General features: G+C 74.8%; 18 protein-coding genes. 7 read left to right on the plus strand and 11 right to left on the minus strand.

What is annotated here, in order from left to right; all coding sequences use genetic code 11:
- Positions 1-6 precede the first annotated feature (6 nt).
- The 5 genes from ACI3EY_RS11665 to ACI3EY_RS11685 form a co-directional block, all read right to left on the minus strand.
- The gene (locus ACI3EY_RS11665) at positions 7-372 is read right to left on the minus strand and encodes an NADH-quinone oxidoreductase subunit A (RefSeq protein ID WP_405036395.1); all 366 of its coding nucleotides are present in this window, start codon (positions 370-372) and stop codon (positions 7-9) included.
- 85 nt (positions 373-457) lie between these two features.
- Complete coding sequence (locus ACI3EY_RS11670) at positions 458-1,753, minus strand: geranylgeranyl reductase family protein (RefSeq protein ID WP_405036394.1); 1,296 nt, start codon at positions 1,751-1,753, stop codon at positions 458-460.
- Between the two features lie 166 nt (positions 1,754-1,919).
- On the minus strand, positions 1,920-2,594 hold the full coding sequence (locus tag ACI3EY_RS11675; RefSeq protein WP_405040497.1) for an exonuclease domain-containing protein: 675 nt from the start codon (positions 2,592-2,594) through the stop codon (positions 1,920-1,922).
- On the minus strand, positions 2,594-4,444 hold the full coding sequence (locus ACI3EY_RS11680; RefSeq protein WP_405040498.1) for a putative nucleotidyltransferase substrate binding domain-containing protein: 1,851 nt from the start codon (positions 4,442-4,444) through the stop codon (positions 2,594-2,596). Before ACI3EY_RS11680 ends, ACI3EY_RS11675 begins: the two co-directional genes overlap by 1 nt.
- A gap of 13 nt (positions 4,445-4,457) precedes the next feature.
- Positions 4,458-5,177, minus strand: a complete 720-nt coding sequence (locus tag ACI3EY_RS11685) for a demethylmenaquinone methyltransferase (protein WP_405040499.1) — start codon at positions 5,175-5,177, stop codon at positions 4,458-4,460.
- A 38-nt stretch (positions 5,178-5,215) separates the two neighbouring features.
- On the opposite strand from ACI3EY_RS11685, the gene ACI3EY_RS11690 reads away from it, so the two are divergent.
- Complete coding sequence (locus ACI3EY_RS11690) at positions 5,216-6,550, plus strand: isochorismate synthase (protein WP_405040500.1); 1,335 nt, start codon at positions 5,216-5,218, stop codon at positions 6,548-6,550.
- On the opposite strand, the gene ACI3EY_RS11695 is transcribed toward ACI3EY_RS11690, so the two are convergent.
- Both ACI3EY_RS11695 and ACI3EY_RS11700 read right to left on the minus strand, forming a co-directional pair.
- Positions 6,510-7,040, minus strand: coding sequence for a GNAT family N-acetyltransferase (locus ACI3EY_RS11695; protein ID WP_405040501.1), 531 nt, complete (start codon positions 7,038-7,040; stop codon positions 6,510-6,512). The two genes, ACI3EY_RS11690 and ACI3EY_RS11695, sit on opposite strands and share 41 nt — an antisense overlap.
- Before the next feature lie 15 nt (positions 7,041-7,055).
- A complete protein-coding gene (locus ACI3EY_RS11700) occupies positions 7,056-8,273 on the minus strand; it encodes an MFS transporter (RefSeq protein ID WP_405036388.1) in 1,218 nt (405 codons plus the stop codon).
- Between the two features lie 70 nt (positions 8,274-8,343).
- Between ACI3EY_RS11700 and ACI3EY_RS11705 the strand changes: the two genes are divergently transcribed.
- Positions 8,344-9,645 carry a GNAT family N-acetyltransferase gene (locus ACI3EY_RS11705; protein ID WP_405040502.1) on the plus strand — a complete coding sequence of 434 codons (1,302 nt, stop codon included), beginning with the start codon at positions 8,344-8,346 and terminating at the stop codon, positions 9,643-9,645.
- An 82-nt stretch (positions 9,646-9,727) separates the two neighbouring features.
- On the opposite strand, the gene menD is transcribed toward ACI3EY_RS11705, so the two are convergent.
- Positions 9,728-11,446: a 2-succinyl-5-enolpyruvyl-6-hydroxy-3-cyclohexene-1-carboxylic-acid synthase gene (gene menD / locus ACI3EY_RS11710; RefSeq protein ID WP_405040503.1), complete on the minus strand. Its 1,719-nt coding sequence runs from the start codon at positions 11,444-11,446 to the stop codon at positions 9,728-9,730.
- An 81-nt stretch (positions 11,447-11,527) separates the two neighbouring features.
- Here menD and ACI3EY_RS11715 point away from each other — a divergent pair, with 81 nt between their 5' ends.
- Genes ACI3EY_RS11715 through ACI3EY_RS11725 form a run of 3 tightly spaced genes read left to right on the plus strand, consistent with a single transcriptional unit; the run spans position 11,528 to position 17,377 of the window.
- Positions 11,528-13,027 (plus strand): gluconokinase, encoded by a 1,500-nt coding sequence (locus ACI3EY_RS11715; RefSeq protein ID WP_405040504.1) that lies wholly within the window; start codon positions 11,528-11,530, stop codon positions 13,025-13,027.
- Entirely contained in the window at positions 13,020-15,263 is a 2,244-nt protein-coding gene (locus ACI3EY_RS11720; RefSeq protein ID WP_405040505.1) for a helicase-associated domain-containing protein, read from the plus strand. The genes ACI3EY_RS11715 and ACI3EY_RS11720 overlap by 8 nt, the downstream gene beginning before the upstream one ends.
- A gap of 26 nt (positions 15,264-15,289) precedes the next feature.
- Positions 15,290-17,377, plus strand: a complete 2,088-nt coding sequence (locus ACI3EY_RS11725; RefSeq protein WP_405040506.1) for an acyltransferase family protein — start codon at positions 15,290-15,292, stop codon at positions 17,375-17,377.
- 7 nt (positions 17,378-17,384) lie between these two features.
- Here ACI3EY_RS11725 and ACI3EY_RS11730 read toward each other — a convergent pair whose 3' ends face one another.
- Together ACI3EY_RS11730 and ACI3EY_RS11735 are read right to left on the minus strand one after the other, a co-directional pair.
- A complete protein-coding gene (locus ACI3EY_RS11730; RefSeq protein WP_405040507.1) occupies positions 17,385-19,373 on the minus strand; it encodes a M13 family metallopeptidase in 1,989 nt (662 codons plus the stop codon).
- A 79-nt stretch (positions 19,374-19,452) separates the two neighbouring features.
- Positions 19,453-19,917 carry an NUDIX domain-containing protein gene (locus ACI3EY_RS11735; protein ID WP_405036381.1) on the minus strand — a complete coding sequence of 155 codons (465 nt, stop codon included), beginning with the start codon at positions 19,915-19,917 and terminating at the stop codon, positions 19,453-19,455.
- 38 nt (positions 19,918-19,955) lie between these two features.
- Here ACI3EY_RS11735 and ACI3EY_RS11740 point away from each other — a divergent pair, with 38 nt between their 5' ends.
- The gene (locus ACI3EY_RS11740) at positions 19,956-20,846 is read left to right on the plus strand and encodes an ABC transporter ATP-binding protein (RefSeq protein ID WP_405040508.1); all 891 of its coding nucleotides are present in this window, start codon (positions 19,956-19,958) and stop codon (positions 20,844-20,846) included.
- The gene (locus ACI3EY_RS11745) at positions 20,843-22,432 is read left to right on the plus strand and encodes an ABC transporter permease (RefSeq protein ID WP_405040509.1); all 1,590 of its coding nucleotides are present in this window, start codon (positions 20,843-20,845) and stop codon (positions 22,430-22,432) included. Before ACI3EY_RS11740 ends, ACI3EY_RS11745 begins: the two co-directional genes overlap by 4 nt.
- A gap of 38 nt (positions 22,433-22,470) precedes the next feature.
- Here ACI3EY_RS11745 and ACI3EY_RS11750 read toward each other — a convergent pair whose 3' ends face one another.
- Positions 22,471-23,406 (minus strand): hydroxymethylglutaryl-CoA lyase, encoded by a 936-nt coding sequence (locus ACI3EY_RS11750; protein WP_405040510.1) that lies wholly within the window; start codon positions 23,404-23,406, stop codon positions 22,471-22,473.
- Between the last annotated feature and the right edge of the window lie 76 nt (positions 23,407-23,482).

The following is a 23,482-nucleotide window of genomic DNA, read 5'->3' on the forward strand; positions in this document are numbered from 1 at the left end:
TCTTGGTCAGTCCCATTCCAGGCCCCCACGGCTCCACTCGTACACGAACGGCACGGACACCACGGCCAGGAACAGCAGCATGGCCAGCACCGAGAACAGCCCCACCTGGTCGAAGGCGACCGCGAACGGGTAGAGGAACAGCACCTCGACGTCGAAGACGATGAAGAGCATCGCCGTCAGGTAGTACTTGACCGGCACCCGGCCACCCTCGTGCGCCTGGGGGGTGGGCTGGATGCCGCACTCGTAGGCCTCGGCCTTCGCACGGTTGTAGGACACCCGACCGAGCAGGCCACCGCCGAAGACGGACCCGAAGGCGAACAGGAGGCCGAAGAAGAGGAAGAAGACGACCGGCAGATACGGGTGGTAGTCCATCAGTGCCAGCACTCCTTTCGTGACTTGCCCAGCGTGGGGCCCGCCAGGGTCGCGCGCGTCACAATCCTAGGGTGAAGGTGATCGGTCATGCTGCGGGGGTCATCCGGGTGAGCGCGTTGATGATGCGGTCGTCCAGCTTGCCGCCGCGTTCCTGCGGGAGGTTGGCCATGATCTTCAGCAGCAGCCTCATCATCGAGCGTCGCGGCAGACCATACTTGACCGCCAGCCGCATCACCTCCGGCTTGCCGATCAGCGTCGCGAAGTGGCGCCCGAGCGTGTAGTAGCCGCCCAGGGAGTCCTTCATCGCGCTGGTGTAGGAGCGCAGCACGGCCTCCCGCTCCCCCGGGGTGGCCCGGACGAGGGCGGAGGCGATGACCTCTGCGGCGTGCCGCCCGGCCTCCATCGCCTCGGCGATGCCCTCCCCGTTGAACGGGTTCACCATCCCGCCGGCGTCGCCGACCAGCAGCAGGCCACGGTCGTAGAGAGGCTGCCGGTTGAAGCACATCGGCAGTGCCGCTCCCCGGATGGGGCCCTGCTGGGTCTCCTCGGAGTAGGTCCAGCCCTCGGGCATGGTGGCGATCCAGCGTCGCATCACGTCGCGGTAGTCGAAGGTGCCGAACTCCTCGGCGGTGTCCAGGATGCCCAGACCGACGTTGGAGGTGCCGTCACCGACCGGGAAGATCCAGCCGTAGCCGGGCATCAGGGTGTCCGGGGCGCCGTCGGTGCCCTTGGCCCACAGCTCCAGCCAGGACTCGAGGTAGGTGTCGTCGTGCCGGGGGCTCTCGTAGTACGCCCGGACGGCGACACCCATCGGGCGGTCCTCCCGGCGCGGCCGGTCCATCCCGAGGGAGAGCCGGCTGGAGTTGCCGTCGGCCGCCACCACGACCTGGGCCCGGAACTCCCGGAGCTCACCGGTGGCGCGCCCGTCCGGTCCCATCACCTTGGCCTTCACGCCGCAGATGTGACCGCGACCGTCCAGCACGGGGGACTGCACGTTGATCCCCTCCAGCAACCGGGCGCCGCGGCTCACCGCGTGCCGGGCGAGGAGCTCGTCGAGGTCGTGCCGGGTGCGGACCAGGCCGAAGGGCGGGAAGGTGGCACTGCCGGGCCAGTCCAGCTCCAGGCGCATACCGCCGCCGAGGATGCGCAGCCCCTGGGTCCGGTGCCAGCCGTCCTGCTCGTCGATGGGGACACCGAGCTGGATCAGCTCGCGGACGGCGCGGGGGGTGAGGCCGTCGCCGCAGATCTTGTCGCGGGGGAAGGTGGCCTTCTCCAGCACGAGCACGTCCAGCCCGTGTCCGGCAAGATAGGCGGCGGTGCTGGCCCCTCCGGGACCTGCGCCGACGACGATGACGTCAGCCGATTCGACCTGCTCACTCACGGTGTTTGGCGCCTCGCTTGTGACCTTGTGACGACGTTCACGAACTCTGCCGAGTCTAGGCCCGAGGACCCGTGGTTCCGGCCAAGGGCCGCCTCAGCGCGAATACGCGCATGCGGACTGACCTAATCCCCTCGTGCGGTCCGACTGCCGACGCGGGTCGGACCGCTCACCGGACCAGGACGTCGCCGAGGCGCAGCGGGCGCCGCAGCCGCTCCTGCAGGACCGCGCACTGGGCGAGGAACAGCTCGGCGCAGGCCAGCGCATCGGTCACCGGGTCGTGCGCGGCGTACCGGGGCAGCCCGTGCGCCCGCCGGCAGGCGTCGAGCCGCAGCCGACCGGGCGGGACCTCGTCGGGGCGAGCCCGTAGCAGCCGTCGTTCGAGCTCCAGGGTGTCGACCACCGGCATCCGCACCACCGCCCCGTAGGTGCGACGGCAGGCGGCCGCCAGGAAGTCACGCTCGATCTGGGCGAAGTGGGCCAGCAGCACCCGGCGGCGCGGGGTCGTCGCCGAACCGTCGAGCATCGCCCCCAGCACCTCGGGCAGCACCTGCTCCAGCAACGGCTCCCCGGCCAGCGCGTCGTCGGTGAGCCCGTGCACCACCGCGGAGCCACCCACCGAGCCCGCGGGGCGCACCCGCTGCCCGCGGGCTCCGCCCAGCACCACCTCGCCCGCCACCACCGGCACCAGACCGATCGCCAGCACCTCGTGCCGTCGCGGGTCGAGGCCGGTGGTCTCCAGGTCGAGCGCCAGCAGCTCGACGCCGGCCAGCGGGTCGCGTCGTGAGTGGGGCCGGGCAGCGGTGAGCCCGGCCAGCGCCGTCCCGGTCGCAGGCCGGGCCATCAGGTCACCGGGGGCAGGCGGGCGGCCAGGCTCTGCTGGGCGGTGCGCACGATCTGGAAGGCGTCGCGCAGGTGGCGACGGTCCAGGCCGCCCAGGGTCGAGGGGTCGAGGTGGTTGTCCGGGGTGAGCCCGTCCCGCACCTGCCCGGCCTGGTGCTGCAGCCGGAGCGAGCAGAACAGCTCGTGGGAGTCGGCGAGGTCGGTGGCCGTCCCGGTCGGGAGGACCCCGCACCTGCCCGCCACGGCCAGCCGCTCGCCGGTCTCGAGCTCGGTCGAGCCCGCCCGCAGGGACGCCACCCGGGCGAGCTGCACGACGGCACCGATCCCTCGCTTGAGGTCCAGCGTGTCGCGGTGCTCCCCCTCCGGCTCGAGCACGAACCCGCGGAAGAACCCCAGGGGCGGCCGCATCCGAGACGCCTGAGCGGTGAGGTGGGCGACCAGCAGGTCCGAGCGGCTCCCCATCGCCACGGCGTCCTCGCGCAGCGCCTGCACCAACGACCGCTCCCCGTGCACGCAGCGCATGTCGTAGAAGATCGCCGCGGACAGGACCGCCGCCGGGGTCGGCCGGTGCGCCCACCGGGCGAACCGCTCCCGCCAGTCACGGGCGCGCAGCCGCAGCCCCGGGTCGGTGGCCATCACCTCGCCGTCGCACCGGGGCAGCCCGCACCGCTCGAGACCGGACGTGACGGTCTCCGCGAGCCGTCCCCACCACGGGTCCTGCGGGTCGGCCCGGTCCGCCAGCACCAGCGCATGGTCCTGGTCCCCGCCCAGCGCCCGCTCCTCCCGTGCCGCCGACCCCAGGCATACCCACGCCCAGGGTGCCGGGGCGTCGCCGAGCTCGGCCTCGGCCAGCGCGACCAGACGCACGGTGAACACGTCGGTGAGCGAACTGACCACCCGTCCGACATCCGCGGCGCTGACGTCCTGCGCCACCAGCTGCTCCACCACGGCCGGGACGCGGGCCGCCTGCTCGGCCACCCCCTCCACCGTCTCCTGACGCTGGATGTCGGCGACCAGGTACACCGGGTTGGACCTCTCCAGGCGGACCAGGTCGGTCGTCGTCACCAGCCCGAGCACCCCTCCGGCGGCGTCCACGACCGGCAGGTGGTGGATGTTGCGTCCCGTCATCTCCAGCATCGCCTCCAGGGCGAGCCCCTCCGCCCGGACGGTGACCGGGCCGGGCGTCATCACGTCGGCCACCGGTGACCCAGGGTCCAGGTCGGCGGCGAGCACCCTGCGCCGCAGGTCCCGGTCGGTGACGATCCCCAGCAGCTCCTCCCCCTCCATCACCAGTAGCGACGACACCCCGGCCCGGGTCATCACCCTCGCCGCCTCCGCGACCGGGGTGCGCGGTGGCGTCGACACCGGGGCGTTACGCACCAGGTCCCGCACCCGGGTCCGCAGCACCGCGGACCCACGGGTGGGTGTGCGCAGCCGGGCGATGGCCGTCCGGATCCGTTCGTGGTGGGTGGCGGCGAAGTGCACCGCCAGCACCGGGTGCTGCGCCACCAGGGCGTCGACGTGCACCTGCGGCAGAGACAGCAGCAGGGTGTCCTCCCGGGCCACCACGTCGTAGCGGGTGGGCACGTGCTCCACCAGCGACGACATCCCGAAGGCACCGCCGGCCCCCACCCTGTCCACCAGGGTCCCCTCGTCGCTGATGTCGACCGCCCCGGAGCGGACCACGAACAGCCGGTCCCCGGGCTCTCCGGCGCTGAGCACCGTGGTCCCGCGCCGCACGTAGCGCAGGGTGCAGCGCGCGGGAAGCTGGTCCAGCACCTGGGCCGGAAGGGCGTCGAAGGGCGCGTGTCCGGCGAGGAAGTCCCGGATCTCGAGCAGCTCGACGTCCACGTCGCGACCCGGCCTAGGCGTCCGGACCGGCGGGGCGGGGCGCGACCGCGTGATGCACGGCGACGACGCCACCGGTGAGGTTGCGCCAGCGCACCTGCTCCCAGCCGGACCGCCGCACCTGGGCGGCGAGCTCGCGCTGCCCGGGCCAGTCCCGGATCGACTCCGCGAGGTAGACGTAGGAGTCGGGGTTCGAACTGACCCGGCGGGCCACCTGGGGCAGCGCCCGCATCAGGTAGTTCCGGTAGACGGTGGAGAAGACCGGCACCACGGGCCGGCTGAACTCGCAGACCACCAGCCGCCCCCCGGGGCGCACCACCCGCAGGAACTCCCGCAGCGCCGCGTCGACGTCCGCGACGTTGCGCAGCCCGAAACTCATCGTGACGACGTCGAAGGACCCGTCGGCGAAGGGCAGCGCCATCGCGTCGGCCGCGGTGAACGGCAGGTCCGGGCGACGCCGACGCCCCTCGGCCAGCATGCCGAGGGAGAAGTCCGCGGGGACCACGTCCACCCCGGCGTCGGCATACGGCTCGCTGGAGGTGCCGGTGCCGGCGGCGATGTCGAGCACCCGGTCCCCGGGGGCGGCGTCGACCGCGCGGACCACGGCCCGGCGCCAGAGGTGGTCGATCCCGCCGGTGAGCACGGTGTTCGTCACGTCGTAGCGGCGGGCCACCCCGTCGAACATCTCCGCGACCTCGTGCGGCTGCTTGTCGAGGTGGGCGCGCGTCGGGTTCATGCGAACCATCCTCCCACCACGTCCTACAGTGTTCCGCTGTGGCTCCACCCCCCGAACTCCCCCGGCTGCGCGCGCGGACGGTCGCCGTCGACGCGCCCGGCGACCTGCTCACCCGTGTCCCCGACGAGGTCGACCCCCGGGACGTGGTGACCTGGCTGCGCGAGGGCGACGGCCTGGTCGGCTGGGGCCGGGTCACCTGCGTGCGCACCTCGGGACCGGGCCGGTTCGAGGACGCCGAGGCCTGGTGGACCCGGGTGCGGGCGTCGGCGCAGGTGGCGGACGAGGTGCGGCTGCCGGGCACCGGGCTGGTCTGCTTCGGCTCGTTCGCGTTCTCCGACGCGTCGCAGGACGCCAGCGTCCTCACCGTCCCGCAGGTGCTCATCGGCCGCCGCGACGGACTGTCCTGGGTCACGCACATCGTGACCGATGACGAGCCCTGGCCCACCGCGCACCCGGCCGAGCTGCTGGGCCGGACCAACGAGCACCTGGGGACCCTGGACCCGCTGGTGGAGTCGGAGGGATCCATCCCCGCCGACGGCTGGCCCGCCGTGGTGGCCGGCGCGGTGCGCCGCATCGAGCGCGGTGAGGTCGACAAGGTCGTGCTCGCCCGGGACGTCGCCGTGCGCCACCGGGACGGGCGCAGCGTCCGGCTCGCCCCGGTGCTGGAACGGCTCGAGAAGCGGTATGCCGCCACCTGGACCTTCGCCGTCGACGGGCTGGTCGGGGCCACCCCGGAGATGCTCGTCCGGCTGCAGGGCGGCACCGCCCGCTCCCGGGTGCTGGCCGGCACCATCCGCCGGGCCGGACGGGCGAGCGCGCCCGCCCCGGACGAGACCCCGGGCAGCTCCCCCGAGCACCCGCTCGACCCCCGGCTGCGGCTGGTGCGCAGCGCCAAGGACCTGGACGAGCACGCCTTCGCCGTCCGGTCGGTGGCCGAGGCGCTCGCCCCGCACTGCGCCGAGCTGGTGGTGCCGGAGGCGCCCTACGTGCTCGAGCTGCCGGACGTCTACCACCTGGCCAGCGACCTCACCGGCACCATGCGCAGCGGGGCCACCTCGTTGCGCCTGGCGGCGGCGCTGCACCCCTCGGCCGCCGTCTGCGGGACCCCCACCGGTGCCGCGGCCGCCGTCATCGCCGAGCTCGAGGGTATGGACCGGGGCCGGTATGCCGGTCCGGTCGGCTGGATGGACGGCTGCGGCGACGGGGACTGGGGCATCGCGCTGCGCTGCGGGGAGCTCTCCCCGGACCGTCGGGCGATGCGCCTCTTCGCCGGTGGCGGCATCGTCGCTGCCTCCGACCCGGACGCCGAGCTGGCCGAGACCGAGGTCAAGCTCACCGCGATGCGGCACGCCCTGGGGCTGCGCGAGGGCTGATCCAGTAGCGGCGCTTCGCCGGCCCGTCGCCGGGCCGCTCGCGCACGTCCTCCAGCACCCCACCGCACCGCTCGATGACGGTGGCGGAGGCCGCGTTGTCGTCGTTGCAGGTCACCAGCACCCGGTCCACGCCCGCGTCGGCCAGCCGCTGCACCGACTGCCGGAGGATCTCGGTGGCGTGGCCGCGGCGCCGGTGGTCCGGGCCGACGGCATACCCCACGTGGCCGCCGACCTCGAGCAGGAAGGGGGTCAGGGCATACCGGATCGAGACGCGGCCCACGGGGGTGCCGTCCACCTCGGCGACCAGGAACTCCGCCCGGACCCGGCCCGGCGGCAGGTCCGTCCCGGACGCCTCGCGGGCCACCTGGGCCAGGATCTGCGCCCAGTCCCCCTCGGCCAGCAGCAGCTCGAAGTCCTCGGCGGCGAGCTGGGCGTGCAGGCGGCGCAGCGGCTGCTCGTCCTGCGGCAGCGGGGGTCGGAGCGTCAGCATCCCGGCGATGATGCCTCAGACCCGCGAGCGCGAGCGGGGGGCTAGCGCCGGACCGAGCACGACCAGCAGGACCAGGAAGCCGACCACCAGGAAGAGCGCCCGGTCCAGCCCGACCTGCTCGGCGACCAGCCCGATGGTGGGCGCCCCGAAGAGGAAGGCGCCGTAGGCGATGGTCGAGACGACGGTGATCGCCCGGTTGCCCCGGCCGGGGACCTCGCCGGCCGCCGAGATCGCCGCCGGGAAGATGGTCGCCACCCCCAGCCCCCAGAGCAGGCCACCGGCCAGCGCCAGCAGCAGCGAGGGGGACAGCGTGACGACCAGGATCGCCACCCCGGCGAGGACCCCTCCGGCGCGGACCACGGCGACCCGTCCGAAGCGTTCGATCGCCGGGCCGCCGAGCAGGCGTCCGATCATCATGGTGAGGTTGAAGGCGGTGAGGGTGAGCGCACCGAAGGCCTCGGGGGCACCGTGCACGTCGACCAGCAGCAGGGCGAGCCAGTCGTTGGCCGACCCCTCCGCGAGCGCACCGGCCAGGCAGATCAGCCCGATCAGCACCTCGACCCGGGTGACCGCGCCGCGAGCGGGGGGCGCGTCGGCGGCGTCGGTCCCGGCGGCGTCGATCCCGGCGGCGTCGATCCCGGCGGCGACGGTGCCAGCGGCGTCGTCCTCAGGGACGAAGCGGGTCGCGCCGAGCGCGCCGGCCACGGCGGCGACCAGGGCCAGCACCGGCAGCTGGACCAACCCCACCCCGAGCCAGGCCGCGAGCGCCCCGGAGCCGGCCCCGAGCACCGCCCCGCCGGAGAAGGCGGCGTGGAAGTACGGCATCAGCGACCGGCGGCGGGCCTGCTCGACGTGGGTCCCCTGGATGTTCATCGCCACGTCCCAGATGCCGATGTTCATCCCGGTCAGCACCAGCAGCAGGAGCAGGGTGGGCACCGATGGCACCAGCGGGACCAGGGACCAGCCGAGACAGCCGAGCAGCACGGCGACGAGGACCACCCGGCGGCTGCCGTACCGGTCCACCAGCCGGCCCGTGAAGGGCATCGCCAGCAGCGACCCCAGGCCCATCCCCATCAGCGCCAGCCCGAGCTGGGCGGTGTCGGCACCGACGTGGTCGCGCACCGCGGGCACCCGGGACAGCGCCTGCCCCATGACGAAACCAGCGGCCGCGAAGACGACGAGGACGGCGGTGACCGATCCCGTGACCGAGCCTGGACGTACCTGTGCGCGCACACCACTCCTGAGCTGTGACCCCCGTGAAAACCCCTGGCGGCAGGAGTCTAGGTCTTGCCACACTCCTGCTGTGAACACCGACGCGACGATGATCGACCTGACCCCGGCGGACCTGCCCCGGATCAAGGAGCTGGAGGACACCGTCTGGTTCGAGGTGCTCCCCGGTGGCACCCCGGCGGACCTCGCGGACGACCTGGACTTCCGGCACGCCCGCGCGATGGAGCGGCCGGGACCGCCGCTGCCCGGCGAGGACGCGTCCGGCCCGACGCCGCTGGTCGGCATCTACGGAGCCTTCGACATGCAGGTCACCGTGCCCGGCCCGGTCGGCGGCCTACGGGTGCTGCCGATGGACGGTCTCACCTGGGTCGGGGTGCACCCCGACGCCCGCCGGCGCGGGGTGCTGACCCGGATGATGCGGGACCACCTGCACCGCATCCACGACCGCGGCGAGTGCGCGGTGGCGGGGCTGCACGCCTCCGAGCCCGCGATCTACGGGCGGTTCGGCTACGGCAGCGCCAGCCTCGACGTGAAGCTGACGCTCGGCCGCGGGACCACCCTCACCGCCCCCGAGGAGCTCGGCGCCCGGGCCGACGCCGTCCGGACGCACATGGTGACCCTGCCCACCGCCGAGGGGACCGCGGCGCTGCACGCCGCGCACCTGGCCTGCGCCGATGGTGCACTCGGCACGGTCACCCGCCCCGATGCCCAGGCCACCACCTGGTTCCGGGACATGCCCAAGGCCCGGGGCAGCAAGGAGCCGCGCCGGCTCATGCTCGCGCAGGTCGACGACGAGGTCACCGGGTACGCCCTCTTCCGCCGGGAGAGCAGGTGGGAGGACGGCGTCTCCCAGGGCGAGGTGTCGGTCGCCGAGCTCGCCGCCCGCGACCACGCGAGCCTGCTGGCGCTGGCCCGCCGCCTGCTCGACCTCGACCTGACCACCAAGGTCACCTTCTGGAACCGCTCGGTCGACGACCCGCTGCTCTGGTGGGCGGGCGGCCCCAGGGCGGCCGGGATGAAGGCCTCGGACGCCCTCTGGCTGCGGCTGGTGGACGTCCCCCGGGCACTGGCCGAGCGCGGGTATGCCGGTCCCCTGGACGTGGTGCTCGAGGTCACCGACGAGTTCTGCCCGTGGAACGCCGGTCGCTGGCGGGTGAGGGCCGACGCGAGCGGGGCCGCGACCGTCGAGGCGACGCAGGACGGTCCGGACGTGGTCGCGCCGGTCGCGGCGCTGGGCGCGGCATACCTCGGTGGGCGGACCCTGGTCTCCCAGGTGCCGACGCTCGGGGTGCGTGAGGTCACCCCCGGGGCACTCGGGAAGCTGTCACGGGCCATGCGGGCCGACACGGAGCCGGTCGGCGCCATCGGTTTCTGAGCACGACGCGCGCCCGGTCGGAGCACGACGCGCGCCCGGTCGGGACAGTAAGGCTCGCCCGGTCGGGGGGGGGTGGTGAGGGTCAGTCGCGGAGGGCGTCGCGCAGCCGGCGGTGCCCGGTGCGGTCGACCGGCACCTCCAGCACCCGGATCCCGGTGACCGGCCCGGACGGCGGCACCGCCAGCGCCTCCGTCAGCTCCTGCACCGAGCCGACCCGCCGGTGTGCCACGTGGTGCGCGGCGCACAACGCGGCCAGGTCGGTGCCGTGCGGGGTGCCGAAGACCCGTTCGGTGCGGGCCGCGTGCGCCGCGGTCGCCGACCGGGCCGGGTCTCCGTACTCCAGGGTGGAGAAGATCCCGCCGCCGTCGTCGTTGACGACCACGACGGTGAGGTCCGGCACCGGCTCGGCGGGTCCGATCGTCAGGGCCCCCGCGTCGTGCAGGAAGGTCAGGTCCCCCATCAGGGCCACCGTCCGCGGCCCGGTCAGGGCCGCGCCGATCGCCGTCGAGACGGTGCCGTCGATGCCCGCCAGCCCGCGGTTGGCCAGCACCCGGACCGGGGCGGCGCGCCCGTCCAGGGCCAGCGCCAGGTCGCGCGGGGCGTTGGAGGAGCCGAGCACGAGCAGGTCCTGGTCGGTGAGCGCCGCGGCGACGGCGGCGGCCACCCCGGGGCCGGTCAGCCCGTCGACCGCCTGCGCCACCCGGGGGCCCAGCGCGGCGCCGGCCTCGACCCAGGCCCGCACCCAGTCCTGCGCGTCCGGCGCGGGGGTCGGGGGCTCGGCCAGCACCCCGACGCCGTGCACCCGGTGCACCACGTGCGAGGGGTCGGTCCACCGCGGCGTGGCGCTGACGTGCTCCACCTGCACGCCGGGTCGGCGCAGCAGGGCCCCGAACTCCCGGAACAGGGTCAGCCGGCCCACCACGAGCACCCGGTCGGGCAGCAGCGGCTGCCCGGCACCACTGACCCGCCCGGCGACCAACACCCCGTGCGGCACCACGCCGGCGCCGCTCGGCAGCACCCCGAAGGGCTCGGCCAGCACCGGCCAGCCGGCGGCCTCCGCCCACTCCAGCGCCCGCCGGGTCAGAACGGGGTCCGGCAGGTCGCCCAGCAGCACCAGGGTCCGTGCGCCCGGCTCCACCGGCGGCTCGAGGCCGCCCTCGGGCCACCGGGGCGGGGACAGCTGCGTCCACGGACGGCCCTGCGCCCGGCCCGCCAGCGCCGGGGGCGGGACGGTTCGGTCGAGGTCCGGGGCCAGCGGGTCCCGGAACGAGAGGTTCAGGTGCACCGGCCCGGCGGTGGACGGGTCCGGGCGGCCCAGGGCGGCGGCCAGCGCCCGGCATACCGTCCCCCGCCAGTGGGCGGCGGCGGTGGCGTCGGCGGACGACGGGGCCGGCAGGTCACGCTCCCAGCGCAGCGCGCCGGCGAAGATCCCGGGCTGGACGGTGGTCTGGTTCGCCCCGGTCCCGCGCAGCTCGGCGGGCCGGTCGGCGGAGAGCACCACCAGGGGTATGCCGCTGTGGTGCGCCTCGAGCACCGCCGGGTGCAGGTTGGCGACCGCCGTGCCGGAGGTGGTCACCACCGCCACCGGGGCGCCGGAGGCCCGCGCCATCCCCAGCGCCAGGAAGCCGGCACCCCGCTCGTCGATGCGCACGTGCAGCCGGATCCGACCCGCCTCGTCGAGCTCTGCGAGCGCGTAGGCCAGCGGCGCCGACCGGGACCCGGGCGCCAGCACCACCTCGGTGACCCCGCCCCGCAGCAGCTCGTCGGCGACGACGGTGGCGAGCGCGGTGGAGGGGTGCACGAGGAGATGGTGCCACGCCGGGTGGGCCCGGTCAGCCTCCGCCGGTCCGGTGCGCGCCGCGCTGGCCTAGAGTGGCTGTTCATGGCCTCGAACTTCGACATCGAGCTCAAGGACGCCGTGCCGCCCCTCGTCCTGGCGCTCGACGTAGGGTCCAGCGCGAGCCGGGGCATGGTCTACGACGCCCGGGGCCGCCCGGTGGGGAAACGGGCCAAGGTCGCGCACACCTTCACCACCGCGCACGACGGCACCTCCGAGATCGACCCGGACCAGATCCTGGACGAGGTCCGCGCCCTGGTCGACGAGCTGGCCGGCGCGCTGGGAGACCACGAGGTCGCCGGGGTGGCGATGGACACCTTCGCCTCCTCGCTGCTGGTGGTGGACGAGCACGGGTCCCCGCTGACCCCCTGCTACACCTATGCCGACGGGCGCTGCGCGGAGCAGGTCGTGCAGCTGCGTGAGGAGCTCTCCGAGGAGAACCTGCAGCAGCGCACCGGCACCCGGGTCCACTCCAGCTACTGGCCGGCCCGTCTGCGCTGGCTGGCGAAGACCCGCCCCGAGGTGGTCCGGGCGGCCGGGCACTACCTCTCGCTCGGCGACTACCTGATGCTGCGGCTCACCGGCACCCTGGCCACCGGCACCTCGACCGCCTCGTGGACCGGGCTGGTGGACCGGCACACCGCGGACTGGTACCCCGAGCTGGTGGAGATCAGCGGCATCGACCCGCGCCGGCTCCCGCCGATCCACCACCTGGACCAGCCGGTCCCGGTCGCCGAGGCGGAGCAGAAGGTGATCGCGAAGCGGTGGCCGATGCTCGCGCAGGCGACCTGGTTCGCCCCGATCACCGACGGGCTCGCCGCCAACGTGGGCCTGGGCGCGCACGACGAGACCGCGATCGGGGCGTCCTGCGCCACCTCGGGCTCGCTGCGGGTGCTGGTCCGGGAGATGCCCGAGACCCTGCCGACCGGGCTGTGGTGCTACCGGGTCTCGCACGACCGGGCGCTGCTCGGGGGCGCGCTCAACGACGTCGGTCGGGCACTGGCCTGGGCCGACGTGACGCTCGCCGTCGACCAGGTCGGCGCGCAGGCCCTCTCCGACGCCCTCACCGCCGAACCGCACCCGACCACCCCGCTGGTGCTCCCGTTCTTCAGCGGCGAGCGCAGCACCGGGTGGTCCGCCGACGCCCGTGCCGTCATGGTCGGGGTCACCGCCGCCTCGGCACCGGCCGAGGTCTACCGCGGTGTCGTCGAGGGAATCGCGCTGTCCTACGCCCGGATCGCCAGCCAGCTGCGGGAGGTCGCCCCGCAGCCGGAGAAGCTCTTCGCCGGCGGTGGCGTCGCGGCGGACCGGCCGGAGCTGATGCAGGTGATGGCGGACGCGATGCGCACCCCCGTGACCCCGGTGACCATCAAACGCTCCACCCTGCACGGGACCGCCCTGCTCGCCCTCGAGGTGCTGGCCCCGGACGTGCGCCGGGCCAAGCCGGACCGGGGCGAGACCCTGATGCCCGACTACCATCGCCGCCGCTACTACACCGAACGCTTCGGCCGGTTCCAGCGCGTCTACGAGGCGCTCTTTGACTGAGCCCACCCCCCGCTCGTTGGCGGACGACCTGCGCGGACGGGACGACCAGCAGCTGGCTGAGCTGCTGCAGGCCCGCCCCGACCTGGCACGCCCGTCCCCGGCGGACCTGACCGCCCTCGCCGCCCGGGCCACCACCCGGGCCAGCATCCAGCGTGCCCTGGACGGCCTGGACCTGGCCCACCTGCAGGCCCTGGAGGCGTTGCTGGTCGCGGCCCCCGCCGACGACGAGGAGGTCGCCGGGCTGCTGGGCACCGACGCGCCGACGGCCCACCGGCTGCTGGGTCGGCTGCACGACCTCGCCCTCTGCTGGCGCTCGGCGGAGGGCCTGCGCGCGCCCCGGCCGGTCGTCGAGGTGGTCGGGGAACCGGGCGGCCTGGGCCCCCTGGCCCCGGGGGTGCCGGAGGGCACCGCCCTGGACGCGGCCCTGGACGGGTTGACCGAGCGGCACCGCAACCTGCTCGCGGCGTTGACCTGGGGGCCGGCCCGGGGCGCCGTCGCCACCGCCCCTGCAGACGGCTCGTCGGCCTCGCCGATGGTCACCGCCGCCCGGGAGCTGCTCGAGGCGGGGCTGCTGGTCCGTGAGGACGACGAGCACGTGGTGCTCCCCCGCCAGGTCGCGCTGCGGCTGCGCGAGGGTCGGCTGCACCGGCGCAGCGCGGTGGAGCCACCGCCCGTCGAGCACCCGGTGCTGGACCCGGAGGTGGTGGACGCGGCCGCCGGGGGCCGCGCCGCGGACCTGATCGTGCTGGCCACCGAGATCGTCGACGAGTGGGGCGCCCACCCGCCCCGGGTGCTGCGCAGCGGCGGTCTCGCCGCACGCGACCTGAGCCGGTTGGCGGCGCACCTGGAGACCGGGCCCGAGGAGGTGGCCTGGCTGCTGGAGAGCGCGCACGCCGCCGGGCTGCTGGCGGTCGACGACGGGGGCCACCGGTCGGAGGCGCAGGCCGTCTGGGCACCCACCAGCGCCGCCGACGCCTGGATGGACGAGGAGGTCGGCGACCGCTGGGCGACGCTGGCCACCGCCTGGTGGTCGATGTCGGCGGCCCCGAGCCTGGTGGGCTCCTCCGAGTCCGGCCGGGTGAACGTGCTCTCCACCCAGACCTCCTTCCCCCCGGGACGCCAGCGCCGGCACGACGTGCTGCGGGCCCTCGGTGCCCTTCCCGACGGTGCTGCACCCACCGCCGACGACCTCGCCGGCCTGCTGCGCTGGCGTCACCCGCTGCGCGCTGCCCGCTCCGGCGGGGAGCTCGGGGTGGGGCTCGGGACGGTGCTCAGGGAGGCGGAGTGGGCCGGGCTGACCGGCCGTGGCGCCCTCTCCACGCCGGGCCGGGAACTCGTGCTGGGGACGGGTGGCGCCCCGGCGGCGATGACCCCGCTGGTGCCGCCCTCGGTCGACCACGTGCTGCTGCAGGCCGACCTCACGGCGATCGCGCCGGGCCGGCTGGACGGACCGGCCCGCGCGCTGATGCGGCTGTCCAGCGACGTCGAGTCCCGGGGCGGCGCGACCGTGCACCGGTTCACCGACGAGAGCGTGCGTCGGGCGCTGGACCTCGGCTGGCCGGCGGACCGGCTGCTGGAAGAGCTCGCCGGGGTGTCCCGGACCGGGGTCCCCCAGCCGCTGGACTACCTGGTGCGGGACGTGGCCCGCCGGCACGGGCTGGCCCGGGTCGGCGCCTGCGCCTCGTACCTGCGCTGCGACGACGTGGCCCTGCTGGACCGGGTCGAGCGGGACCGTGCGCTGGGCATGGTGCAGTGGCGCCGGGTGGCACCCACCGTGCTGGTCAGCCCGGTCCCGGCGACCACCGTCCTCGACCTGCTCCGCGAGGAGCAGTACGGCCCGGTCACCGACGGCGCGGACGGCGGGCTGGAGCTGGTCGGTGCCACCCTGCGTCGGGCGCCCCGGCCCTCCTCCCCGCCGGTCCGGGTCAGCGGGGTGGACCCGGTGGTCTCGGCCCAGGTGGTCGCCGTCATGCGCAGCGGCGACGGCAACCGGCACGCGCCCACCTCCGGGGAGGGCAGCTCGGACCCGGTCGTGGTCGCCGCCGCGATGCGGGAGGCGGCCGCCGACGGCCAGGCCCTCTGGATCGGGTACGCCGACGACGTCGGCGGGGTCGCCACCCACCTGCTGCGGCCGCTGGCCGTGGAGGGCGGCAGGGTCCGGGCGACCGTCGGGGAGGCCGACGTGGCACGCACGTTCCTGCTGCACCGCATCACCCGGGTGCGCCCGGCCGACTGAGGCGCCCGCCGAGTAGCATCGCGGTCGTGCCCGCCGACCCCGACCCGTCCGAGGGTCGGGACCAGGTTTCACGACACCCGGTGCTGTCCTCCCGGTACCGGCCCGAGCTGCACGGTCTGCGGGGGCTGGCGATCGCACTGGTCGTCCTCTTCCACGTCTTCGGCGACGGACGGGTCTCGGGCGGGATCGACGTCTTCCTCGCCATCTCCGGCTTCCTCTTCACCGGCATGCTGGTCCGCGAGGTGGTGCGCACCGGTGGTCCCTTCCACCTGCCGCGTTACCTGGGACGGATCGTGCGACGGCTGCTGCCGGCGGCGGTGCTGGTGCTGGCGTCCACCTGGGTCGCCGGCCGGCTGCTCCTGCCACCCACCCGGTGGGTGCAGCTGGGCCATGAGCTGCGTGCCAGCCTCACCTACACCCAGAACTGGGAGCTGATCGGCTCCCAGCTCGGGTATGCCGCCGCCGGACCCGGCACCAGCCCGCTGCAGCACTTCTGGTCGATGTCGGTGCAGGGCCAGTTCTACCTCCTCTGGCCGGTGGTCGTCGTCGGCTGCAGCCTGCTGGTGCACCGCCGGCGGCACCTGCTGCTGCCGGTGCTGGGCGCGATGGTCGCCCTGGTGGCACTGCTCTCCTTCGGCTGGGCGGCGTGGATGCACACCACGGACCAGCAGGTGGCGTACCTGCACACCGGGACCCGGCTGTGGCAGCCGGCCCTGGGTGGCCTGGTCGCGCTGCTCGCGGTGGAGGGCCGGCTGCCGGTCCGGGTGCGGGTGGTGCTCGGATGGCTGGGGCTGGCCCTGGTGGCCACCTCGGGGCTGGTACTGGACGGTGGCGCCCTCTTCCCCGGTCCGGCCGCGCTGTGGCCGGTGGGCGGCTTCGCGCTGGTGATGGCCGCGGGCAGCACCGGGTCCCGGTGGGGCGTCGACCACTGGCTGTCCGGTCGGGTCCTGGCCTGGGTCGGGGACCGCGCCTACCCGCTCTTCCTGTGGCACTGGCCGCTGGTGGTGCTCGGGCTGGTCGTGCTGGAGCAGGACGAGCTCACCGCGGTGACCGGGACCGCGGTGATCGCGGTGTCGGTGCTGCTGGCCCACCTCACCCACGTGCTGGTGGAGCGCCCGCTCACCCGCCGCCCGATGCGCCGGCCCGTGGCGGTGGTGCTGGTGGGCGGGCTGGTCCTCGGGTTGGGTGCGGTGTCGCTGACCCGGTGGACGGACCGGCTGGTGGACCGGCAGCAGGCGGCGTTGGCGGCGGCGGCCGCTGCCACCGGCTCCCCCGAGCACCCGGGGGCGGCCGCCATCGGCGAGCCCGACCTCGGCAACACCGACGTCGCGGACCTCCCCACCCTCGAGGCGGCCCCGCTGGACAACGCCTCGGTCTACGACCAGGGCTGCATCCAGGACTGGCAGGACACCACCGCGGCGTCGGAGGTGCTGGTCTGCGCCGGCACCTCCCCGGGGTCCGGGCCGACGGTGCTGCTGACCGGGGGCTCGCACATGGTCCACTACCACCCGGCGCTGGAGCGGATCGCCCGGGAGCAGGGGTGGAACCTGGTGGTGGCCAGCCGCTCCGGGTGCCACCTGACCACGAACCCGGGCGACTACCCGGTCCGGACGGACGCCCCGGTGACCGACAGCTGCGCGCGCTGGAACGCGAACCTGCTCGAGGAGCTCGACGAGATCGACCCGGACGTCGTGCTGACCCTGGCGACCACCGCCATCTCCGGACAGGAGCAGGTGTCCCGCGGGTTCGTGGAGGTCTGGCAGGAGCTGGCCGCCCGCGACATCGACGTCGTCGCCGTCCGGGACACGGGCCGGCTCCCCGAGCGGGTGCCCGAGTGCCTGGACGAGCACGGGGACGACCCGGGCCGGTGCGGGATGCCCCGGGACCTGCGCTACAGCGAGACGCCGCCCTACGTCGGGGCGGAGGGCATACCCGCCTCGGTCGGTTTCGTGGACCTGATCGACCAGATCTGCACCGACACCACCTGCCCGCCGGTGGTCGGCAACGTGGTGGTCTACAGCGACCACAGCCACCTCACCGCCACCTACGCCCGGACGTTGGCCCCGGAGCTGGACCGCCAGCTGCGGCAGGTGGCGCCGCAGCTCTACCGGTAGCGGCGCCTCAGAAGACCCGGACCCGGTCCTGCGGCTCCAGCCACAGGCCGTCCGACGCGGTCGTCGCGAAGGCCCGGTGGAAGGCGTCCACGTTGCGCACCGTGTTGGCGCGCAGGTCGGCGGGGGCGTGCGGGTCGACGGACAGCAGCCGTCGGGCCTCCTCCTCGCGGGCGACGGTGCGCCACACCGACGCCCAGCCCAGGAAGAAGCGCTGGTCCCCGGTCCACCCGTCCAGCTCGGGGGCGGCGCCGTCGGTGGCGATCGTGTACGCCAGGTGGGCCAGCTCCAGCCCGCACAGGTCGCCGATGTTCTCGCCGACGGTGAGGCCGCCGTTGACGGTGGCCGTGCCGCCGGGGATGTCCCGCGGGGAGAGGGTGTCGAACTGCGCGACGAGGCGCGCGCTGCGGGCGTCGAAGGCGGCCCGGTCGTCCTCGGTCCACCACTCGGTGAGAGAGCCGTCGCCGGCGTACCTGCTGCCCTGGTCGTCGAAGCCGTGCCCGATCTCGTGCGCGATGACCGCCCCGATGCCGCCGTAGTTGGCGGCGTCGTCGGCGTCCACGTCGAAGAAGGGCGGCTGCAGGATCGCCGCCGGGAAGACGATCTCGTTGAGCATGGGGTGGAAGTAGGCGTTCACCGTCTGCGGGGTCATCAGCCACTCGTCGCGGTCGATCGGACCCCCGACCTTGGCCAGCTCCCGGTCGGTCTCGACGGCCGCGCCGCGGCGCACGTTGCCGACCAGGTCCGCAGGGTCCAGCTGGTAGGTCGCGTAGTCGCGGAAGACGGGCGGGTGCCCGATCTTGGGTCGGAAGGCCGCCAGCTTCTCCAGGGCCCGGGTGCGGGTCTCCGGCCCCATCCACTCCAGCTCGCCGATCCGGCGGCGGAAGGCCTCGGTGACGTTGTCGACCAGCTCGCTCATCCGCTCGCGGGCGGCCGGCGGGAAGTGCGCCTCGACGTAGAGCTGACCGGCGGCCTCGCCGAGCAGCCCCTCCACCAGACCGACCCCCCGCTTCCACCGCTCCTTGTTGGCGGGGGTCCCGGACAGGGCCCGGCCGTGGAAGTCGAAGTGCGCGGCGACCAGGTCGTCGGTGAGGTACGGGGCGGTCCCGTCCAGCACCCGCACGGCGAGCCAGGCCTGCCAGTCGGCCACCGGCACCTCCCGCAGCGCGGTCGCCACGGCGGTGAGCACCTCCGGCTGCCGGGCCACCACCGCGTCCAGCGCCGCAGCCGGGGCACCGAGGCCCTGCGCCCAGGCGTCCCAGTCCCAGCCGGGGGTGGTCCCGGCCAGCTCCTCGCGCCCCAGGCGGGTGTAGGAGCGCACCGCGTCCCGGCTGGCGACCCGGTCCCAGTGCGCGGCGGCGATCCGCTCCTCCAGCGCGTACACCCGGGCCACCGCGTCCTCGGTGCTGCCCAGCACGTCGGTGAGGCCGGCCTCGACGAGCGCCGGGGCGGCCAGCTCGAGCAGCCGCGCCAGGTAGCCGCGGTAGGCCTCGCGTACGCCGGCGTGCTCCTCGTCGGTGTAGTAGGCCTCGTCGGGCAGGCCGATCCCACCCTGGTGCAGGTAGGCGATGTACCGCTCGGGGTCACCGGCGTCGGCGGTGACCCACAGGTGGGTGAGCCCCTCGATGCCCTCGCGCTGCAGCCCGGCCGAGACCGCGACCACCCCGGTCGCGTCCTGCACCCCGGCGACCTGCGCCAGCGGCTCGGCCAGCGGGGTCAGGCCCAGCTCCGCCACCCGCTCCTCGTCCATGAAGCTGGCGAACAGGGACCCCACCTTGCCGGCCGGGGTGCCCGGGTCGGGCTGCTGCTCGGCGGCGTCGATGATGAGCGCACGCACGGCCGTCTCGGCGCTCTCGCGCAACATGTCGAAGGACCCGTACCGGGCCCTGTCCTCGGGGATCGCCGCCGTCGCCAACCAGCCCCCGTTGACGTGGGCGAAGAGGTCGTCCTGGGCACGGACGTCGGTGGCCATTCCTGCGCGGTCGATCCCTGACTTCATGACCCCACCGTATGTCGTCCCACCGACACCCACGCACCCGGAGCGGCCGCATACCCGCCGGGGGTGCCGGCCGCCGCGCTCACAGCAGCCCGGCGATCTCCTCGGGGACCAGTCGGGGCAGGTCGGAGCCGGTGCGGGGGCGCCAGCCGGCCACGTCGCCGGGGGCGTCGAGGACCGGGAACGGGCCGCGCTCGTGCATCGCCGGGTCGGTGAACCGCGCCTCGTGCACCACCGCGAACTCGTGCCCGGGGCGACCGTTGAAGACGAAGATGTTCTCGATCACCGCCAGCCGGGCCCCCACCTCGATCTCGGTGCCGAACTCCTCCCGGAACTCGCGCCGCAACGCCTGCTCGGAGGTCTCCCCGAACTCGATGCCGCCGCCGGCCGGGCGGTGGATCAGCTCGTCCCGGCCGGGGTCGACGTACTCGGTGACGAAGATGGCGTCCCGCTCCGGATGGCGGATCAGGCCCAGGCTGATCACCCGGACCACCGGCGGTGGCAGGTAGTCGCTCGCGCTCGCGCCACCCACGATCTCCCCGTTCACCGGCCCAGCATAGGTCTCGGCAGGAGTAGCGTCGGGTCATGAACGCCGTGGAGCTGCAGGACCTGGTGAAGCGCTTCGGGCGGAGCACGGCACTGGACGGCTTGACCATGGAGGTCGCCCAGGGTGAGGTGCACGGCTTCCTGGGCCCGAACGGGTCGGGCAAGTCGACCACCCTCCGGGTGCTGCTGGGCCTGCTCCGGGCGGACGCGGGGCGTGCGCTGCTGCTGGGCGGCGACCCCTGGGCCGACGCCACCTCCCTGCACCGTTGCCTCGCCTACGTCCCCGGGGACGTGGCGCTGTGGCCGAACCTCACCGGTGGCGAGGTCATCGACCTGCTGGGCCGGTTGCGCGGGGGGCTCGACGAGGGCCGGCGCGCCGAGCTGGTGGAGCGCTTCGACCTGGACCCCACCAAGCGGGGCTCCACCTACTCCAAGGGCAACCGGCAGAAGGTCGCCCTGGTCGCGGCGCTGGCCTCGGACGTGGAGCTGCTGCTGCTGGACGAGCCGACCAGCGGCCTGGACCCGCTGATGGAGGCCAGGTTCCGGGAGGCGGTGGCGGAGCAGCGGGACCGCGGCCGGACGGTGCTGCTCTCCAGCCACATCCTGTCGGAGGTGGAGCACCTGTGCGACCGGGTGTCGATCATCCGGGCCGGGAGGGTGGTCGAGTCGGGCACCCTGGCCGAGCTGCGCCACCTCACCCGGACCCAGGTCGACGTCCAGCTGGCGGTGCCGGTGCCGGCGTCCCTCGCCGCGCACCCGGGCGTGCACGACGCCGTGCTGGCGGGACACCGGCTGACCTGCCAGGTGGACGACGTCGAGCTGGGCGGGCTGGTCGCTCGGCTCTCGGCCCTGGGGATCCGCTCCCTGACCTCCACCCCGCCGACGCTGGAGGAGCTCTTCCTGCGGCACTACGACGAGGGCGGGCGATGACCGGGCTGGGCACGCTGCTGCGCCTGGTGGCCCGCCGCAGCCGCTGGTTCTACGCCGCGTGGGTGCTGGCCCTGACGGTCGTCGTCCCGGCCACCGCCGCGGCCTACGAGACGATCATCGAGCCCGGCAACGCCCAGCTCCTGATCGCGACCATGACGAACAACCCGACCATGCGGGCGATGCTCGGTCCCCCCTTCGACCTGACCACGGCCGGGGGGTTCACCGTCTGGCGGGTCGGGACCTTCGTGGCCGCCATGGCAGCGGTGATGGCGGTGCTCGGCGTGGTCCGCTCCACCCGGGCCGAGGAGGAGGACGGGCGCACCGAGCTGCTGCGCTCCGGGTCGGTGGACCGGCACGCGCCGCTGGTCGCCGGGCTGGCCGTCGCGGTGGTGGCCGGTGCCGTGCTGGGGCTGCTGGTGGCGGGGTCGATGACCGCGGTCGGGCAGCCGCTCGGGGGGTCGCTGGCCTTCGGCGCCGGGATCACCCTGGTCACCGCCGTCTTCGCCGGGGTGGGCGCCGTCGCGGTCCAGCTCACCGCCTCGGCGCGGACCGCCCGCTCGCTCGGGCTGTGGACGGTGGCGGCGGCATACACCCTGCGGGCGGTGGCGGACGGGTCCGCGCAGGGGTCGACACTGCGGGCTGCGGGCTGGGCCTCACCGGTGCAGTGGATGGCGCTGGCCCGCCCGTACGCGCAGGAGCGCTGGTGGGTGCTGCTGCTGCCCGCCGTGCTGGCGCTGCTGCTGGCCGGTGCGGCGGTGCTGCTCGAGTCTCGGCGGGACCACGGCTCCGGGGTATGGGCGGCGCGGCCCGGTCCCGCCCGCGCCGCCGCCTCGCTGTCCAGCACCGGTGGGCTGGCCCGGCGGCTGCACCGGGGTCAGCTGCTCGGCTGGGGCTCCGGGCTGGTGCTGCTCGCGCTGGCCCTGGGGTCGCTGTCCACCAGCTTCGCCGACATGCTGGAGCAGGCCCCTCAGCTGCGGGTCGTGCTGCAGCAGATGGGCGGCGGCGCCGAGCAGCTGGTGGACGCCTTCTTCGTGGCCATGCTCTCGATCGTCTCGGTGGTGGTCGCGGTGCTGGCGGTCCAGCTCTTCTCACGGCTGGCGCGCGAGGAGGAGCGCGGGCACGCCGAGCTGCTGCTCTCCACGGCTCCCGGACGGGGCCGGCTGCTCGCCTCGCACCTGGTGATCGCGGCGCTGGCCCCGGCCCTGCTGCTGGTCCTGGTGGGGGCGGTGCTGGCGCTGAACCAGGCGCGCACGCAGGGCGACTGGTCGCTGGTCGCCCGGGTCGCCGGCGCCGGGGCCGCGCTGGCCCCCGGAGGGCTGGTGGTGCTCGGCATCGCGGTCCTCCTGCACGGGTGGGCACCGCGGCTGGCCGCGCTCACCTGGGTGGTCGTCGCCTGGAGCCTGCTCATGGTCTGGGTCGGCGCGATCCTCTCGCTGCCCGACTGGCTGGTGGGGCTGACCCCGTGGGCGCCGCTGCCGCAGCTGCCCGTCGACCCGATGGACTGGACGGCGGTGCTGGGCATGCTGGCCCTCGCCGCGGGGCTGACGGCCCTGGGCGCCTGGGGGTACCGGCGCCGCGACATCTGAGGGCGGGCCGGGCAGGAGCGACCGGGCCGGCCGGGCGGTCAGCCGCTCAGCGCACGGACCACCCGGGACGGGGCGGGCCGGCCGAGCTGCTCGGCCATCCAGGCGCTGGTGGCGACCAGCGCGTCCAGGTCGACGCCGTGCTCGATGCCCAGCCCGTCAAGCGCCCAGACCAGGTCCTCGGTCGCCAGGTTGCCGGTCGCGGACTTCGCGTACGGGCATCCGCCGAGGCCGCCGGTGGAGGCGTCCACCACCCGGACCCCGCGGCGCAGCGCGGCCGTCGTGTTCGCGAGCGCCTGGCCGTAGGTGTCGTGGAAGTGCACCGCGGTGCTCTCGGTCCCGATCCCGGCGTCCTCCAGGGCGTCCAGCAGACGCAGCACGTGCCCGGGGGTGCCGACCCCGATGGTGTCGCCGATCGAGAGCTGGTCGCAGCCCAGGTCCATCAGCCGGCAGCAGGCGTCGACCACCTGCTGCACCGGCACCGGGCCCTCCCACGGGTCGCCGAAGCACATCGACACGTAGGCACGCACCCAGGCACCGGCGTCCAGCGCCCGGGTCACCACCGGCGCGAACATCTCCACCGACTCCTCGACGGACCGGTTGAGGTTGCGGCGGGCGAAGGTCTCGGTGGCACTGCCGAAGATCGCGACCGAGGACACCCCCCGCTCCAGCGCTCGGTCCAGCCCCTTCTCGTTGGGCACCAGCACCGGGCGGTGCCGCCCCCGCCCGACCCCGCCGAGCAGGTCGAGCAGCTCCTCGGCGTCACCCAGCTGCGGCACCCAGCGCCGGGGCACGAAGCTGGTGAGCTCGACGGTCTCCAGGCCGGCGCCGAGCAGCCGGCGGACGAACTCCGCCTTGACCTCGACCGGCACCGCGGTCTTCTCGTTCTGCAGCCCGTCCCGGGGGCCCACCTCGTAGATCGTCACCCGGTCGGGCAGGCCCGGCATCGGCTCGGTCATCGGCAGGGAGCGTTCCATGGCGTTCATCCTGACATCACCGCCGCCGGGCACGCCGGGACCCACCTGCACGTGCCGATCCGCCGGGCCTCGTCGA

Origin of the sequence: Serinicoccus shuyuelongi (genome assembly GCF_045032955.1) — a bacterium.
Classification (GTDB): Bacteria; Actinomycetota; Actinomycetes; order Actinomycetales; family Dermatophilaceae; genus Ornithinicoccus.